The following is a 16,119-nucleotide window of genomic DNA, read 5'->3' on the forward strand; positions in this document are numbered from 1 at the left end:
GGAATCGACATGGCAAGCCAACATCATCGTTTACTCATTTTGGGCTCAGGCCCTGCAGGCTACACTGCCGCCGTCTATGCCGCACGTGCCAATTTAAAGCCTGTATTAATTACTGGCATGGCGCAAGGTGGCCAACTCATGACCACCACTGAAGTTGACAACTGGCCCGCCGACTTTGACGGTGTGCAAGGCCCAGAATTGATGACGCGCTTTCAAAAGCACGCCGAACGTTTTGGCACCGAAATACTGTTTGACCACATTCACACGACGCACTTAACTGAAAAACCCATCCGCTTGGTTGGCGACTCTGGCGAATACACCTGCGACGCGTTAATTATTGCCACTGGTGCATCCGCACAATATTTGGGAATCCCTTCTGAAGAAGCATTCTCTGGCCGCGGCGTTTCGGCCTGCGCCACATGCGATGGCTTTTTCTATCGCGGCCAAGATGTTGCCGTCGTTGGCGGCGGCAACACGGCCGTTGAAGAGGCGCTCTACTTATCAAACATCGCTAAGCATGTGACTTTAATTCACCGCCGCGACACCTTCCGCTCAGAAAAAATTCTGATTGACCATCTAATGGAAAAAGTTGCCGAGGGCAAAATCACCCTTGAAACCAATCAGACTCTCGACGAAGTTTTGGGCGACGCAACAGGCGTAACCGGTGCGCGTTTAAAATCGACCGTCGATGGCTCGACCAAAGATTTAGCCTTGATGGGCGTATTTATTGCTATTGGCCACAAGCCAAACACCGACATCTTCAAAGGTCAGCTCGATATGGACAACACAGGATACATCATCACCCAAGGTGGCCGTAACGGCGGAGCAACAGCCACCAGCATTGCCGGCGTATTTGCTGCCGGTGACGTGCAAGACCACATCTATCGCCAAGCCGTTACATCCGCAGCGAGCGGCTGCCAAGCGGCACTCGACGCCGATAAATACTTAGAAACACTGCGATAAGATATAGGGTATTTATCCATAAGCATTTATGGCTATGATCTATAGAAACATACCCAACAAAACGCCATCCTTCCAGATGGCGTTTTTTTTACAGCCACATCAACACACCTCTGGGCACTGTCATACTGAAATTCGCTACCAACAAACACTGAACATAAAAAAACGCCAATCAATCGATTGGCGTTTTTCTTGGGATATAAAGCAGCGAATTAGGCCACTTTATTACGACGACGTTCGTTGTCAGTCAAGAAGCGCTTACGGATACGGATTGATTTTGGTGTGATTTCTACCAATTCATCATCATCAATAAACTCAACTGCAGATTCCAAAGTCAATTTAACTGGTGTAGTTAAACGAACTGCTTCGTCAGTACCTGAAGAGCGAACGTTAGTCAGTTGCTTACCTTTAATTGGGTTCACAACCAAATCGTTGTCGCGACTATGGATACCGATAACCATGCCTTCGTACAGTTTGTCGCCCGGGCTAACAAACATACGACCGCGATCTTCCAATTTCCACAATGCGTAAGCAACAGCTTCGCCGTTATCTTGAGAGATCAACACGCCGTTGTGACGACCTGGCATATCAGGCTTAGCCGGAGCGTAATCGTCAAATACGTGACTCATCAAGCCAGTACCGCGAGTCAAGGTCATGAAATCACCTTGGAAACCGATCAAACCACGCGCTGGAACATGATATTCCAAACGAGTACGACCTTGACCGTCAGAAACCATATTGGTCAATTCGCCACGGCGACGACCGATTTCTTCCATAACGCCACCTTGATGATCATCTTCTAAGTCGATGGTCAGGTTTTCGTATGGCTCGCACTTCTCGCCATTAACGTCTTTGTAAACAACGCGTGGTTTAGCCACGGCCATTTCAAAGCCTTCACGGCGCATGTTTTCCAACAAAATCGTCAAATGCAATTCGCCACGACCTGAAACGCGGAAGATATCCGTGTTGTCAGTGTCTTCAACGCGCAATGCCACGTTAACGAGCAATTCTTTGTTCAGACGATCGCGGATTTGACGGCTAGTTACAAACTTGCCTTCAGTGCCTGCGAGTGGCGATGTATTCACCATAAAGTCCATCGTCAATGTTGGTTCGTCAACACCGAGTACTGGCAAACCAACTGGCGCATCTTTATCGCAAATCGTTACACCGATACCGATTTCATCGAGACCCGAAATAATGATGATGTCGCCCGCTTCAGCTTCTTCAACTGGAACGCGCTCAAGGCCTTTGAAACCCAATACTTGATTGATACGGCCACTAGAAACCTGGTCATCATGGTTCATCACCACAACTTGTTGACCTGGCTTGATACGACCATTCAACACTTTACCCACGCCAAGACGGCCGGTAAATGTTGAGTAATCCAATGCCGAAATTTGTAATTGCAACGGCGCATCAGCGTCGCCCGGAGGACTAGGAACAGTCGCCACCAACAAATCTAACAATGGACGCATATTGTCTGATTCTTCTTCCAAAGTCAGCTTGGCAAAGCCATTCAAACCTGAAGCGTAAATCATTTTAAAATCGAGTTGATCGTCAGTCGCGCCGAGTTTGTCGAACAAGTCAAAAACTTGATCGTGAACCCAATCCGGACGTGCACCTGGACGGTCTACTTTATTAATTACCACGATTGGTTTCAGACCTAAAGCCAAAGCTTTCTTAGTCACGAAACGCGTTTGTGGCATTGGGCCTTCAACCGCATCAACCAGCAGCAATACACCGTCAACCATACCCAATACACGTTCAACTTCACCACCGAAGTCCGCGTGACCTGGGGTATCAACGATATTGATATGCGTGCCTTCGTATTCGATGGCAGTGTTTTTAGCCAGAATGGTAATACCACGTTCTTTTTCAAGATCGTTGGAATCCATAACACGCTCAACGATGGCTTGGTTGGCGCGGAATGTACCGGCTTGTTGTAAAAGCTGGTCTACCAGCGTGGTTTTACCATGATCGACGTGGGCGATAATGGCGACGTTACGAAGTGCACGGGTCATGTTTGGACTGTGGGCTATTTGCGAAAGTGGCGGATTGTATCACGCCTTAATGAAAAAACTGTGAACTCGTCAATGACTTTGGCGAGTAAAGCTGATTTTTATTGGCATTTGTCTGATTAACGGCAGATTCATTCGCACCTGCAAGTCCATTTTTGCTCGAATACCAAATTAAATTGACCTGCCTACTTCAATCTTCAGGCAACGAGGACGATGCACCTCACCCATTGGCGGCCTCAATGGTCATATCTTTAGGTATACCATCCAACATCAAGTCCAGCGCGAAGTTGAGCAATATACCTGCTGTAGCACCCCAAACAACGCGTTGATTAACCTCTAAAAAATGCGTCGTACCACGTACGCCCTGCCGACTTACCCAGCGTTTCTCATACAGTGAGCGATTCAGCAACACCGACAAGGGCAATTCAAACACATCCGAAACTTCATTCGGGTCGGGGCAAATAGAAAAACCGGGCTGCAATATACCCACTACTGGCGTTACACAATAGCCACTAATGGTATGGTACTCGCCCAAACAAGCCACAACCTGCACTCGATCACCATCCAAACCGATTTCTTCTGCCGTTTCACGCAAAGCCGTTGCGACAGCATCTTGATCGCCGTACTCAGTTGCCCCGCCCGGAAAGCTGATCTGCCCAGCATGCTGCGATAAATGATCGGCCCTGACAGTTAACAACACGGTTGCACCATCAGGATGCAGCACGATAGGAATCAAAACTGCGGCAGTTCGAGAAGATAGATGCTGGTAGTCATAACCACTGATGCGTGACGAATTAGCCAATTGCTGACTCAGCCAGTGCGGTAATTGCGCAACATCTGGCAACATATTTATTCATTCCTAACTTAATAGCGACTAAGGCCGTCATTCATGAGCAAGCAAAGCGTGCGCCCCACAACTGCCTTAAACGCGCAATTGCTGCGACAAACCTACACCCAAAGACTGCACCATAGCAAATTGCGTCGCCGCCAACTGAAAATCATTGTTTTTAGCGGCCATTTCAATGGCCTTGCAATAAGTCGCCAATTTTGTTGCGCCCAATTGCGCCGCTGCGCCTTTCAGCTTATGCGCAAAGCTCACGACTTGAACTGAATCGGCAGACGCAATCGCCGGTGACAAACCGGTGACACACTCATCCAGCGTAGGGAAAAACAAGGCTAGCAACTCTTCTTTCATATCCATGCCAACCGCTTGCTTCAGCTCATTAAACATGCGATCAACATCTAGCAATTCTTGCTGCAGCTCTAAACTAATGCCAACTTCCATATCGCCCTCCGGCTCTTGTAACTGGGAATCTAAACGCGCCAAACGCCCTGACTTGGCCAAGCCACGCTGCAAAGCCAATGAAATCTCTGTCATATGAATCGGCTTAGCAACAAAATCATCCATCCCCACTTCATAACAATGATCAACATCGGACTGAAATGCATTCGCGGTTAACGCGACAATATAAACCCCCGCTTGCTCGGGGGGTAATGCACGAATCGTTTGCGTGGCCACAAAGCCATCCATTTCTGGCATCTGGCAATCCATCAACACCAAATCATAACGTCGCTGCTCCACTGCGGCGACGGCCAATGCGCCATTTTCAACAACATCAACCCGACAGCCAAATTTTTCTAACATCAACACCGCCACCTTCTGGTTAATGGGGTTGTCTTCAGCCAACAATAAATAAGGCTTACTCGCCGCAATTTGTTCCGCCAAATGATGCGCCGTCACTAGATTTTGCGTCCCACGAGGAAATTGCTGCATTTTCAAAGCCTCTTCAATAACATGGAGCAATTGTGTTTGTCGGACTGGCTTAGTTAAAAACGCAGAATATCCTGCCGCTTTGGCTTCCGCCGCCAGCCCAGGCACCGCCATCGAGGTTAACAATACTAAGGGTAATGGCGTCTCACCCACCACAGTCTGAATTTGCCGCGCCAATTGCAATCCATCTAGGTCAGGCAGTTGCAAATCAATCAACGCCAATGCAAAGCGCTTCGGCGCTTGTGTCAAAGCATTCAATGCATCCTGTGGCGAGCAAAAACAAACTGGTTCCATACCAAAAGACGTCAATTGCAAAGCAATCAGCTCACGATTGGCGGCAAAGCCATCGACAACCAACACGCGCAAGCCTTGCAAAGCAAGCTCAACTTCGGGCGGCGGCACTTCGATTTTGGCAACGGCTAACGTCACCTCAAACCAAAATTCCGACCCCTCTCCCAAAACGCTCACCACGCCTACCTCTCCAGCCATGGCCTCAATTAAGCGTTTACAAATCGACAAGCCCAAACCGGTACCGCCAAAGCGACGTGTTGTCGATGCATCGGCCTGACAAAACGGCCGAAACAACGACACTTGCGCCGACTCGCTCATGCCAATCCCAGTATCTTTAACACTAAAGCGCAACACACAATGCTCATCATTTGAGCTAGGTAGCGCTACCAATCGCGCCACCACCTCGCCTTGCGCAGTAAATTTAATCGCATTATTAAGTAAATTAAGCACCACCTGGCGTAAACGACTCGGGTCGCCAATCAAACGTAAGGGCACATTGGGATTGATAATACAGGCTAAATCAAGCGACTGTTTGGCGGCTTTCTCCGCCACAATATCCAAAGCACCCTCCAACAAATAGCGCACATCAAATTCAATTTGTTCGAGCTGCAAATGACCCGCTTCGATCTTAGAAAAATCTAAAATATCATTAATTAAACTCAGCAAAGCATCGCCAGATTGCTGAATTGCACTAACAAACTCTAGCTGTACCGCGCTCAAAGGGGTGTCGGTTAACAAGGTTGAAAAACCAATCACCGCATTCATTGGCGTGCGAATCTCATGACTCATATTGGCCAAGAAATCACTCTTGGCTTGACTCGCTGCCACCGCTTGACCAATGGCCACCTCCAGTGCGGCATTAATTTGTTTTTGCTCAGTCACATCGGTAGCAACACCTAAGTAACCAATCAATTCACCCGCATCATCATAACGGGCCGTGACAATCAAATTGACCGTCAAACGTGAGCCGTCTTGGCAAATATAAGTCCATTCATGGGTATCGCTCCCCCCCTGCCTTGCCATATACACCAGCACTTCAAACCCACTCACACACACTCCAGTTTGTGCGGCGATATGTTGCGCTCGACTTGCCAACTCACTGGCATCATGAAAAGCTTCTGGCGTTAAAACGCCAATCACGGATTCAGCACAATAACCGAGCATTTTCTCTGCACCAACATTAAATAACTGAATTTCACCCGCAATATCAGTTGCAACAATACAAATTTCAGTCGCAGAATTCACCACACTGCGCAGCTGCTGCTGCAAATATGTCAACGCGGTATCTTGCTCAATGAGCATTAATTCATTGTGTTTACGCGCATCAATATCAAGATGAATCCCGGCAATTTTAATCGGCGCGCCATGCTCATCACGCTCATACACACGCCCAATCGCATGCACCCACTTCCACGTGCCCTGCGCAGTTTTCATCCTTAATTCACAACTATGCACCGCAGACAGCCCCGCCAAATGCGCGGTCAACGAGGCCTCGGCCAATGGCAAATCCTCAGGATGCAATAAACTTCTCCACGTCTCAACACTAGGTATTAACTCCTGAGTGACAAAACCCAGCATCTCGCCCCACATACCCCCAAAAAAAGACTCTCCATTACGTAAATCCAGATCCCAAATCCCCAAGCCAGACGCCTCGACAATCATCGACAATTGCCGCTGGTTAGCGCGTAATGCCTGCTCATTTGCCAAACGAACACTGACATCACGAATCTGCGCCACCAAAAAAGTCTCTTGATCAATGTGAAATTGATTCAAATTGACCTCAATCGGAATCAAATGACCATCGGCGTGGCGCGCCCAAAGCTCACGACCTTTCCCCATGACCGCCGCGCCATTTTGATGTTGATAGCGTTCAACATAACCATCGTGCTTATTCGCCACCTCATCGGGCATAAAGATCTTGATGTTTTTTCCCAAAACGGCATCGCTAGCATAACCAAAGATAGACGTTACCGATCGGTTCACCCCCAATATGGTGCCTTGCTGATTCGCCGTCACAATGGCATCTGGCGTACTGTCAATCACCGCATTGAGCTGGACTTCTCGCTGGCGCGCATGCAAAGACATTGACTCAGCGAGAGACTGCGCCTTGTCTTTTAAGCGTGCGGCATTTAATAAAGTTGCTGCAATCAAGCCAGTCAGGCTCAAGCCAAACAACAACAAACCCAAAGGTAACCAGCTTTCTAAACGGGCAGCAAAGCTATCATTTGAACTCATCAGGACAGTCCAAGTCTGCCCCCCCAATTCAATCTCGACTTGCCGACGCAAGCTTCGATACTGAGGCTGACTTGCACCCTGGCTTAAATGTGAGTCATTGTCATACAACAAAAACTCTGGTTTGAGCACTCGACCAGAATACACCTCAAAATCGATTGTTTTATGCTGCACATCACTCAATCCCGCCACCAGTTTTGACATCAATACTGGCGCATAAACCCAACCGATTAAGGACTCAGTCCGCTCATTCGCCAACTCAATTTTGCTGCCCACTGTTGTTGACAAATAGTAAGGCAATAAAATTAAAAATCCTGGGGTCTTTTTACCGTCTTGCACCAGCTGAATCGGCGCTGTAATCGCCATTTCGGCCGAATTCATCGCAGTCATCGCGGCGGCCTTACGAATGGGTTCGCTGGCAATGTCTAATCCAACCGCCACTTCATTGCCTTTTATCGGCTCAATAAATTGGATGATGAATTTTGCCCCAGCATTAGGACCTCGCTCACGCAATTGAAACTCAGGGCGATAATGCTGCTGATCGCTCACAAATGCGGCCACATCTTGCGGCTCAACGCGGCGAATAAAGCCAACCCCCAAAGCACCGGGAAAAACATCCTCTAAATTCAATTGCGCCACATACTGCTTAAAATGCTGTGGTTTTAACTCACCATGCGCCATCAAAGGCACCGTTCGTGCGCCATACAAACCCAAAGCCAAGCTTTGCACGCGCAGTTTTAAGCCATTCACCAATGGCTCGGTCTGCCGCTCAAATTGAATATCGGTCTGCTGCTTGAGTTTAATTGCAGCGAACTGCCAAACAAAAATCGACAGCAGCACGCCGACGACCACCACCGCCAGTAAGCGAAAATCATTCAAATGCTGAATTTTTTGCTTTGTTGTTGACATCTGCCGACAATTATTTGTATGGGAGTTGAAATTACTATAGTCGAGCTCATGCTATTTTTCTGTCAAACCGTCATCGTCGACTCTGCGTTATAATCGAAGTTATTTTCTTGCATATTTTGGCCGACCATGACCCGCAAAATACTCGTTACCTCTGCCCTACCTTACGCCAATGGCGCCATTCACCTTGGTCACTTGGTTGAATACATCCAAACTGACATCTGGGTACGCTTTCAAAAATCTCGCGGTCACCAATGCCATTATGTTTGTGCGGACGACACGCACGGCACACCCATCATGCTGCGCGCAGAAAAAGAAGGCATCACGCCAGAGGCGCTGATTGCCCGTGTTCATGGTGAACATTTACGTGACTTCACCGGTTTTCATGTCGCGTTTGATAATTACTACAGCACCAATAGCCCAGAAAACCGTGACTTTGCTTACGACATCTACGCCAAGCTCAAAGCCAACGATAAAATCGCAAAAAAAACCATTTCACAATTGTTTGATCCAGAAAAACAAATGTTCTTGCCCGATCGCTTTGTCAAAGGCGAATGCCCAAAGTGCGGTGCAAAAGATCAATACGGCGATAATTGTGAGGTATGCAGCGCAACGTATGCACCGACCGAACTTAAAAACCCATACTCCGCTGTATCGGGCGCAACACCGGTACTAAGGGATTCAGAACATTTCTTCTTTAAGCTGGGCGAATGCGAAGACTTTTTAAAGTCATGGACCACCACGCCGGGCAAGTTGCAGCAAGAAGCATCCAATAAAATGCAAGAATGGTTTGAATCGGGTCTGACCGATTGGGATATTTCGCGCGACGCACCGTATTTTGGTTTTGAAATCCCGGATGCACCGGGCAAGTATTTTTACGTTTGGCTCGATGCGCCTGTTGGCTATATGGCCAGCCACAAAAATCTATGCGATCGCTTAGGCTTAGATTTTGATAGCTATTGGCGCAAAGATTCTGACGCCGAGCTGTATCACTTTATTGGCAAAGATATTTTGTATTTCCACTCGCTATTTTGGCCAGCAATGCTCGAATACTCGGGCTACCGCACGCCAACGGCGATTTATAGTCACGGTTTTTTGACCGTTGACGGCGCAAAAATGAGCAAATCGCGCGGCACCTTTATCACCGCCGAATCATACCTAGACCACCTTAACCCAGAATGGCTGCGCTATTACTATGCTGCCAAACTATCCAACACCGCTGAAGACATTGACTTAAACCTCGAAGACTTTACCGCACGGGTAAATTCTGACCTGATCGGCAAATACGTCAATATCGCCAGCCGCGCCGCAGGCTTTATCAGTAAACGCTTTGCAGGTCGCCTACACAGCGGCGTGTTTGAAGCGGAAACCTATGCGCTAATGCCGGCCATTGTCGCGCTGCAAAAGAAACTGCAAGGCGCCAGCGACACCATTGCCAGCCTATTTGAAGCGCGAGAATACAGCCGTGCGATTCGCGAAATCATGGCTTTAACTGACGAAGTCAATCAATACGTCGACACCGTTAAACCATGGGAAATGGCCAAGCACCCTGAGCAAAGTGACAATCTGCATGCGGTATGCAGCTTCTTGATCAATGCCTTCCGCATTTTGACGATCTACCTCTCACCAGTGCTGCCAAAACTCGCCACTGACGTTGAAGCCTTCCTCAATATTGCGCCATTGCAATGGTCTGATGCTCAGCATTTATTGCTCGATCACCCGATCAACACCTACAGCCATTTAATGGTGCGCATCGACCCTAAAAACATTGCGGCAATGATCGAAGCCAATATCCAAGTGCTCGACACGCCAGCACCAGCAGCGCCCGCTTACGAAATCCCTGCCATCAGTGAAACCATCAGCATTGATGATTTTATGAAGGTAGATTTACGCATTGCGCGCATCGCTGACGCACAACACGTTGCTGGCGCCGAGAAACTACTGCAACTGACGCTCGATTTAGGCAATGAAACACGCAATGTATTTGCTGGGATTAAGTCGGCGTATAAACCGGAAGATTTAATCGGAAAACATACCGTGATGGTTGCCAATTTAGCCGCAAGAAAAATGAAGTTCGGCTTGTCTGAGGGCATGGTATTAGCGGCTGGCGGTGACGGCGGTCTTTACATCCTAGAGCCGCACGAAGGCGCAAAACCGGGAATGCGGGTGAAATAAAACCAAGCAACTGCATCCACTTGCCGCGCCTTCTGGCGCGGCATTTTTTTGCCCACCTCAAAAAACACAACCCCGACAAGCGCCCCATAGCCAGTCGTGCGTGGGGCAATCGTACTTCACTCAAAACGAATCGTGACTAAGCAAAATACCTACGTATTAGCCCATAGCTCATACACAATCAAGCTTAGGGTCTGTTGACGCTTGGTTTGCCAACTGCGTTTGCGCAGATTTTGGTCTAAGGCAAGGCACGAAGCGCGTCGCGTAGTCATTCTACGCCAGCGCTTTGTAACGCAGCATCAGGCTGACTTTATTTTAAAAAAGCCGCCGCCAAACCGAGTTGTTATATATAAAATCCGGCTGGGCGCTTTTCGCGGCGACTCTGTGTTGTAGCAAGCTCACATAGAATGACTATGCATCGCTTACTACGCCTTGATTCGCCGCGAAAATCGACCCAGCGCGGTGGAAAACCAAACGTCAACAGACCCTAGCAAGCTATACCTCAAATCGTGAACGCATCCAGGCTAGATATTCAATCGCGCCAGCCTCGCCTTCTGCTGGCGCCCAAGTCGCACGCTCATGGCTCGCCACCGGAATATATGGCCCGGCTTTAGCTTCAAAAAACACGGTAGGCTCTAATGCGACCAAACTATGAAATACCCCCGGCGCAATATCAATCCCCAAGCAATCGCCCCCCGCCGTAATCACCTTTTGCTCAATCACCTCACCCTCGGCATTAAAAATGAGCACACCCATTCGACCGGTCAGCACCACCATCGTTTCGGCTTTATCCACGGACAAATGACAATGCGGCTGCACATAGCTATTGGGTTGCAGCGCGTTAAGCAAGCGATGACAACTGGCATCGTCCGCAGTGTGAAAATTATAATTTTTGCGCTGCCGTGGTGTTTGCTCGGCAGCACACAGCAATTCGGACAATAAGCTTTGATCGATAAAACGAGTTTGCATAACGGTACTCAGCAAGAAAGTACCGCATCATGCAATAAAACCGCAACTGACAACAAATACAAAGCCTCCAGCCTTCACTCCAAGAGACGAAAATGCCGTTATTCAACAACCAGCGCAGTCACACACGGCACTAAAAACCAAGCAAACCATGACCTTAGGTAAACACAGCAAAATCACCCGCTACGAATCAACATCAACCACGCCTTGATGCCGACAGATTGCAATCAGATGGGTATAATTGCCGTTTTGGTTTCACTTAGCGCCTGCCATGAACCTGCCTGATCCACGTCTTTACCCTCGTGTTAACCCACAAAATCCGATTATTCGTCAACTGATGTCGTTATTGACTGAGCGCGATGCTGCGCAAGTGGCGCAAAAACGCTTAGGTTTGCAACAACTGATGGCCGAACTACTCATGGCCAAAGATCATTACGCCCTCAATGGCGCACTCACTCAAGCGCCATCGCAAGACGCATGGATGACGCTGTGGCATGCGCTACGCCAAGAAGTAGAAAGCGCTAGCCAGCACGCGCAACAATCGGCCACTTTATTTGCCATTCCGGTGGTATTGGTCGCTGGTTGCAAAGGTGAAGCCGCGCTACCGAGCGAAATCGATGGCGATGCGGCGCTGGCTATTTTGCGCGAGCATGGTGTGGTTGCTGCCGATGCGGATGCTTGGCTATCAGGCGCATTGCTTGGCCCCGATGTCTTGGCGGCGATCAGCCCAGCGCAATTGGCTGAATGGCGTGCAACCTTGAGCACCGCCAGTGATTTCCCAATTGATTCGGCCGGCAGTGCGATTAAATTTAAAGACGAAGCGGTCGCTTTACGTTATCTAATCGGCGTAGCCATTGAACGCACTGGTGCACCCGCTGCGATTACATTAGGCGGCCAAGTTGGCAGCTGGGGCATGCCGCTCGCCAATCTAATTGGTGAAGCACTCAAAACCGACGGCGTGACTTTATTCCCGATTCCACGCACACCGCTACCTTGGCTTGCGGCACAAGATGTGGGCCGCGTCACCCAACTGGAAACGCGGCTGCAAGTGATGACCAGCAATGCGCTGCGCAGCATTCGCAGCAAAGGTCGCACCCCAGTGGTGACCGTTGCCGCCCATGAAAACAACGAAATTCGCATCACCTTTGCCAGCAAAGAAGATCCAGAACGCTGGGAAGGCTATGTTTGGCCGCTCTTGCCGTCTGATCATGTCGAGCTGATTGTGCAATACATCCAAGAGCTGATGCTGGAATGCCGGATGACTGATTTGGTGTTTATTGACGGGGTACAGGCGGTGTTTGATACCGATGGTTTGCCGTTGTTTATCACGCCGCATACCAAAGCACCGGTATTGCAATAAAAGGAGCTGGGCGATGAGTCATTATCAATACCATGTGTTTTTTTGCCTGAATCAGCGCGAGCCCGGCGAGCGTCAATCGTGCAATAGCTGCGGCGCAGATCAACTGTGGGCCTACGCCAAAGAGCGCGTTAAAGCACTCAAACTCAATGGCGACGGTAAAGTGCGGATTAACAAAGCCGGTTGCCTTGAGCGCTGCGAAGAAGGTCCGGTTATCGTGATTTATCCCGAAGAAACTTGGTATACCTATATCGATAAAGACGACATTGACGAAATCGTCAACGAGCATTTATTGCACGGCCGAATTGTTGAGCGACTCCTCATTCCGCCGCGCCCTGCTGAGTAATCATTGGGCTACGGTGAAGGCATGCGCAATAACGCATGCCTTCACCTTCAATCTCCATTGACCGTCATTATTTAATCTACGCTGCAATTGAAATCGACTTTAGCGGCAAAACAACCCAGTTTTTGCGAGCAACCAGTAAAAATAATTGATGTATCTACCTCAAGACTCCACTCAATAAGTGCCCCATGACCATACCCCGTAAAGCCCCTTCTTTTGAACTCATCCACCTCGCTGGCCCTGCCGGCCGCCTTGAATGCTTACGCCTCGATGCTGCCACTGATGCACCGATTGGCATCGTCTTGGTGGCTCACCCCAATCCCACTGAAGGCGGCACCTTTAATAACAAAATCGTCCATACCCTCGCTAAAACGCTTTCACGCTTAGGCTATGTCGCTTACAGCCCAAATTTGCGCGGCGTGGGTGAATCAGAAGGCAGTCATAGTTACGGTGAGTTCGAGGTGGATGACATGGCCGCAGTGCTGGCTTTTGCCCGCAAGCAACACCCTGAATTAAAGCGCATTACCTTGGCGGGCTTTTCATTTGGCACTTATGTACAAAGCTGCTTACGCGCCCGTCTTAGTGACGACGAAATCGAAGGGATGATTTTGATTGGCCCAGCAGTCAGCCGCTACGCTTTCCCCAATGTGCCCAAAGGCACTTTAGTCATTCATGGCGAGCAAGACGAAGTCATTGCACTCGAAGCCGTATTAAACTGGGCCCGCCCGCAGCAACTGCCGATTATTGTTGCACCGGGTGTTGGGCATTTTTTCCATGGCCGCCTCACGCAACTGGCCGACTTAGTCCACGCAGCCTGGCGTTAGGCCGTATGATTTTACCCGCGGAATTTTTCTCGAGTTCGCTACTGATTGGCAGCAATCTTGCTGCACTGTGGCTACTCGGGTACGCGGTACGACAAGAAGCTTGGTCGGCACTCACTCCGGTTGAAAATCGGAGCTGGTTAATTTACACCCTTGCTGTACTGATTAGCTGGCAATGGCAGGCCAGCGTTAATCCGGGTATTAGCTTTCATTTATTAGGCGCCACCTTACTCACATTGATCGCCGGCCCTTGGCGAGCGCTACTGGCTATGGCGGCGTTACTCATCCTTACTGCTGCTTTTTCACCACAAGTGAGCAGCGCCTTTAGTAGTCTTGGCCTGACTTTTTTGCTGACGGCAGTTCTGCCCATCGCCACGACGCAAGGTTTGCTGCAGCTCACCCAGCGCCGATTGCCACATAATTATTTTATTTATATTTTTATTAACGCTTTTGCCGCAGCAGCTTTAAGCATGCTGATTCATGGCATCAGCCTATGTGTTTTATATGCTTTGCTCGCGATTTACTCTGGCGATTTTCTACTCAATTCAGTGCTGCCGGTTTATTTTTTAATGGCTTGGCCGGAGGCATTCATTACCGGCTTTACTATAAGCTTACTGGTGGTATGGTCTCCAGGCACAGTAAGTAGCTTTAAAGACAGCCAATACCTGCGCAAACCGTAATCTTCTGCTAAATTGGTTGCAAGCAAACCAGCAAAAGTACTCGTTGACATGCGCCAAATTCGCACCGATCTGAATTTAATTTTTATTGCCATCGTGACCATTGTGCTCACACTGTCTGGCGCGCTGTCCTATTACCGAACGCAAGCTCAGCTGGAGCACGATCTCAGTGAGTTCAAGCAATCACTCACCATTCAATTACAAAATGTGTTGCCCAGCGTGATGTGGAATTTTGATGACCAACAATTGGCCCTCATTTTAAACGCCGAAATGCGTTCTCCCGACATTCATTCGATTGAAGTATTTGGCACAGATGCCTTTCTCACTGGGCGAATTCGCGATAACGATAAAATCGTGGTACTCACCGCACCGAAAACTCAGCTTGGTCCAGAAACCGAAAGCGCCGAAATTAGGTACGAGGCAAAACCCATAGGCAAAATCATCATTACCGTTTCTCGGCAACGAACTGACCAATTATTACGGCAATTAGTAGTAGAAAAAGCGCTCGAAATCCTGCTACTGGATGCCATTTTAATGCTAACGCTGACGCTGGTTTTGCAGCACTTTGTTATTACCCCTCTGTCATTACTCGGTAAAAGGCTCAGCCAAGCCGCGGATTCAGATAAAGACTTAGAAACCATCGCTTTACCCAACAATCCTTACAAAGATTTTTCTGATTTAACCGATGGATTTCGCCGGATTATCAAGCGATTAAAAGAAGATGTGGCAACCCGCAGTCTTGCCGAGCAACAAATGCGTACCGCCAAAGAGGACGCAGAAACGGCCTTGCACCAACTAAAAGACGCACAAACCAGTCTGATTCAATCCGAAAAAATGGCGTCCTTAGGTGGCTTAGTCGCGGGGATTGCACATGAAATCAATACGCCAGTGGGCATTATCTTAACCAGTGCCTCAGTATTACACGATGATTCGGTGATGTTTTCGGCCAAAGTTGAGTCTGGCAATATGAAAAAATCCGAAGTGGTGAGCTATAGCCAAACAGCGGAACAATCCTCAGCACTGATTATTAGCAATGCGGTGCGTGCGGCCGAGTTAATCCAAAGTTTTAAACGCGTCGCCGTCGATCAGACTTCAGAAGCACGGCGCGATTTTGAACTCAGCCAATATCTACACGAAACCGTCACTAGTATTAGTCCAGCTTTAAAACACTCGCAAATTTCAATCTTGATTGATTGCCCAGATGAAATCGACATGGAAGGCTATCCAGGCGCAATTTCGCAGATCATTAGCAATTTAATTAATAATGCCGCGCTACATGCTTTTTCCAGCATACCCAATTCAGGCGACACAAAAAAACAAGTGCATATTATTGCCGAGCAACACCAACAAACAGTGTCACTCAAGGTCAGCGACAATGGTCAAGGGATCGATGGCAACGTGATTGGTAAGATTTTTGATCCCTTTTACACCACTAAGCGCGCCAATGGTGGCAGCGGTTTAGGACTGAATATTGTATTTAATTTAGTCACCCAAACTTTAGGTGGACATATCAACGTGGAGTCCACCGTTGGCAAAGGCACCGTCTTTAATATGACCTTTCCGCATATTGCGCCAAAACATAAAGAAGCCAGTGAGGCGTAGCCT

The 16,119-nt window shown here is 48.7% G+C and carries 11 protein-coding genes; 7 read left to right on the forward strand and 4 right to left on the reverse strand.

From position 1 onward, the window contains the following. The first annotated feature begins 9 nt into the window (after window positions 1-9). Window positions 10-963: a thioredoxin-disulfide reductase gene (trxB, locus tag K4H25_RS10610; RefSeq protein ID WP_221020480.1), complete on the forward strand. Its 954-nt coding sequence runs from the start codon at window positions 10-12 to the stop codon at window positions 961-963. Between the two features lie 209 nt (window positions 964-1,172). Here the strand turns inward: trxB and typA are convergent, their stop codons facing one another. From typA to K4H25_RS10625, 3 genes are all read right to left on the reverse strand, one after another. Beyond that, window positions 1,173-2,981, reverse strand: coding sequence for a translational GTPase TypA (gene typA / locus K4H25_RS10615; protein ID WP_221020481.1), 1,809 nt, complete (start codon window positions 2,979-2,981; stop codon window positions 1,173-1,175). Window positions 2,982-3,198: 217 nt separating this feature from the next. Further along, window positions 3,199-3,825 carry a CoA pyrophosphatase gene (locus tag K4H25_RS10620; protein WP_221020482.1) on the reverse strand — a complete coding sequence of 209 codons (627 nt, stop codon included), beginning with the start codon at window positions 3,823-3,825 and terminating at the stop codon, window positions 3,199-3,201. Between the two features lie 75 nt (window positions 3,826-3,900). Next, window positions 3,901-8,181: a PAS domain-containing hybrid sensor histidine kinase/response regulator gene (locus K4H25_RS10625; RefSeq protein WP_221020483.1), complete on the reverse strand. Its 4,281-nt coding sequence runs from the start codon at window positions 8,179-8,181 to the stop codon at window positions 3,901-3,903. A gap of 126 nt (window positions 8,182-8,307) precedes the next feature. Between K4H25_RS10625 and metG the strand changes: the two genes are divergently transcribed. After that, the gene (gene metG, locus K4H25_RS10630; protein ID WP_221020484.1) at window positions 8,308-10,353 is read left to right on the forward strand and encodes a methionine--tRNA ligase; all 2,046 of its coding nucleotides are present in this window, start codon (window positions 8,308-8,310) and stop codon (window positions 10,351-10,353) included. A 492-nt stretch (window positions 10,354-10,845) separates the two neighbouring features. Here metG and K4H25_RS10635 read toward each other — a convergent pair whose 3' ends face one another. Next, window positions 10,846-11,319 carry a WbuC family cupin fold metalloprotein gene (locus K4H25_RS10635; RefSeq protein WP_221020485.1) on the reverse strand — a complete coding sequence of 158 codons (474 nt, stop codon included), beginning with the start codon at window positions 11,317-11,319 and terminating at the stop codon, window positions 10,846-10,848. A 268-nt stretch (window positions 11,320-11,587) separates the two neighbouring features. Here K4H25_RS10635 and K4H25_RS10640 point away from each other — a divergent pair, with 268 nt between their 5' ends. The 5 genes from K4H25_RS10640 (at window position 11,588) to K4H25_RS10660 (ending at window position 16,116) form a co-directional block, all read left to right on the forward strand. After that, on the forward strand, window positions 11,588-12,676 hold the full coding sequence (locus tag K4H25_RS10640; RefSeq protein ID WP_221020486.1) for a hypothetical protein: 1,089 nt from the start codon (window positions 11,588-11,590) through the stop codon (window positions 12,674-12,676). 13 nt (window positions 12,677-12,689) lie between these two features. Next, window positions 12,690-13,019, forward strand: a complete 330-nt coding sequence (locus K4H25_RS10645; protein ID WP_221020487.1) for a (2Fe-2S) ferredoxin domain-containing protein — start codon at window positions 12,690-12,692, stop codon at window positions 13,017-13,019. Between the two features lie 185 nt (window positions 13,020-13,204). Further along, on the forward strand, window positions 13,205-13,840 hold the full coding sequence (locus K4H25_RS10650) for an alpha/beta hydrolase (protein WP_221020488.1): 636 nt from the start codon (window positions 13,205-13,207) through the stop codon (window positions 13,838-13,840). A gap of 5 nt (window positions 13,841-13,845) precedes the next feature. After that, a complete protein-coding gene (locus tag K4H25_RS10655; RefSeq protein ID WP_221020489.1) occupies window positions 13,846-14,517 on the forward strand; it encodes an energy-coupling factor ABC transporter permease in 672 nt (223 codons plus the stop codon). A 48-nt stretch (window positions 14,518-14,565) separates the two neighbouring features. Next, complete coding sequence (locus K4H25_RS10660) at window positions 14,566-16,116, forward strand: sensor histidine kinase (RefSeq protein WP_221020490.1); 1,551 nt, start codon at window positions 14,566-14,568, stop codon at window positions 16,114-16,116. The last annotated feature ends 3 nt before the right edge of the window (window positions 16,117-16,119 follow it).

It is taken from the genome of Deefgea piscis (assembly GCF_019665785.1).
In the GTDB taxonomy this organism is placed as follows: Bacteria; Pseudomonadota; Gammaproteobacteria; order Burkholderiales; family Chitinibacteraceae; genus Deefgea.

Coding starts and splice junctions, on each gene's coding strand:
- trxB (WP_221020480.1), top strand. CDS start 10: ATGGCAAGCCAACATCATCGTTTACTCATTTTGGGCTCAGGCCCTGCA.
- typA (WP_221020481.1), bottom strand. CDS start 2,981: ATGACCCGTGCACTTCGTAACGTCGCCATTATCGCCCACGTCGATCAT.
- K4H25_RS10620 (WP_221020482.1), bottom strand. CDS start 3,825: ATGTTGCCAGATGTTGCGCAATTACCGCACTGGCTGAGTCAGCAATTG.
- K4H25_RS10625 (WP_221020483.1), bottom strand. CDS start 8,181: ATGTCAACAACAAAGCAAAAAATTCAGCATTTGAATGATTTTCGCTTA.
- metG (WP_221020484.1), top strand. CDS start 8,308: ATGACCCGCAAAATACTCGTTACCTCTGCCCTACCTTACGCCAATGGC.
- K4H25_RS10635 (WP_221020485.1), bottom strand. CDS start 11,319: ATGCAAACTCGTTTTATCGATCAAAGCTTATTGTCCGAATTGCTGTGT.
- K4H25_RS10640 (WP_221020486.1), top strand. CDS start 11,588: ATGAACCTGCCTGATCCACGTCTTTACCCTCGTGTTAACCCACAAAAT.
- K4H25_RS10645 (WP_221020487.1), top strand. CDS start 12,690: ATGAGTCATTATCAATACCATGTGTTTTTTTGCCTGAATCAGCGCGAG.
- K4H25_RS10650 (WP_221020488.1), top strand. CDS start 13,205: ATGACCATACCCCGTAAAGCCCCTTCTTTTGAACTCATCCACCTCGCT.
- K4H25_RS10655 (WP_221020489.1), top strand. CDS start 13,846: ATGATTTTACCCGCGGAATTTTTCTCGAGTTCGCTACTGATTGGCAGC.
- K4H25_RS10660 (WP_221020490.1), top strand. CDS start 14,566: ATGCGCCAAATTCGCACCGATCTGAATTTAATTTTTATTGCCATCGTG.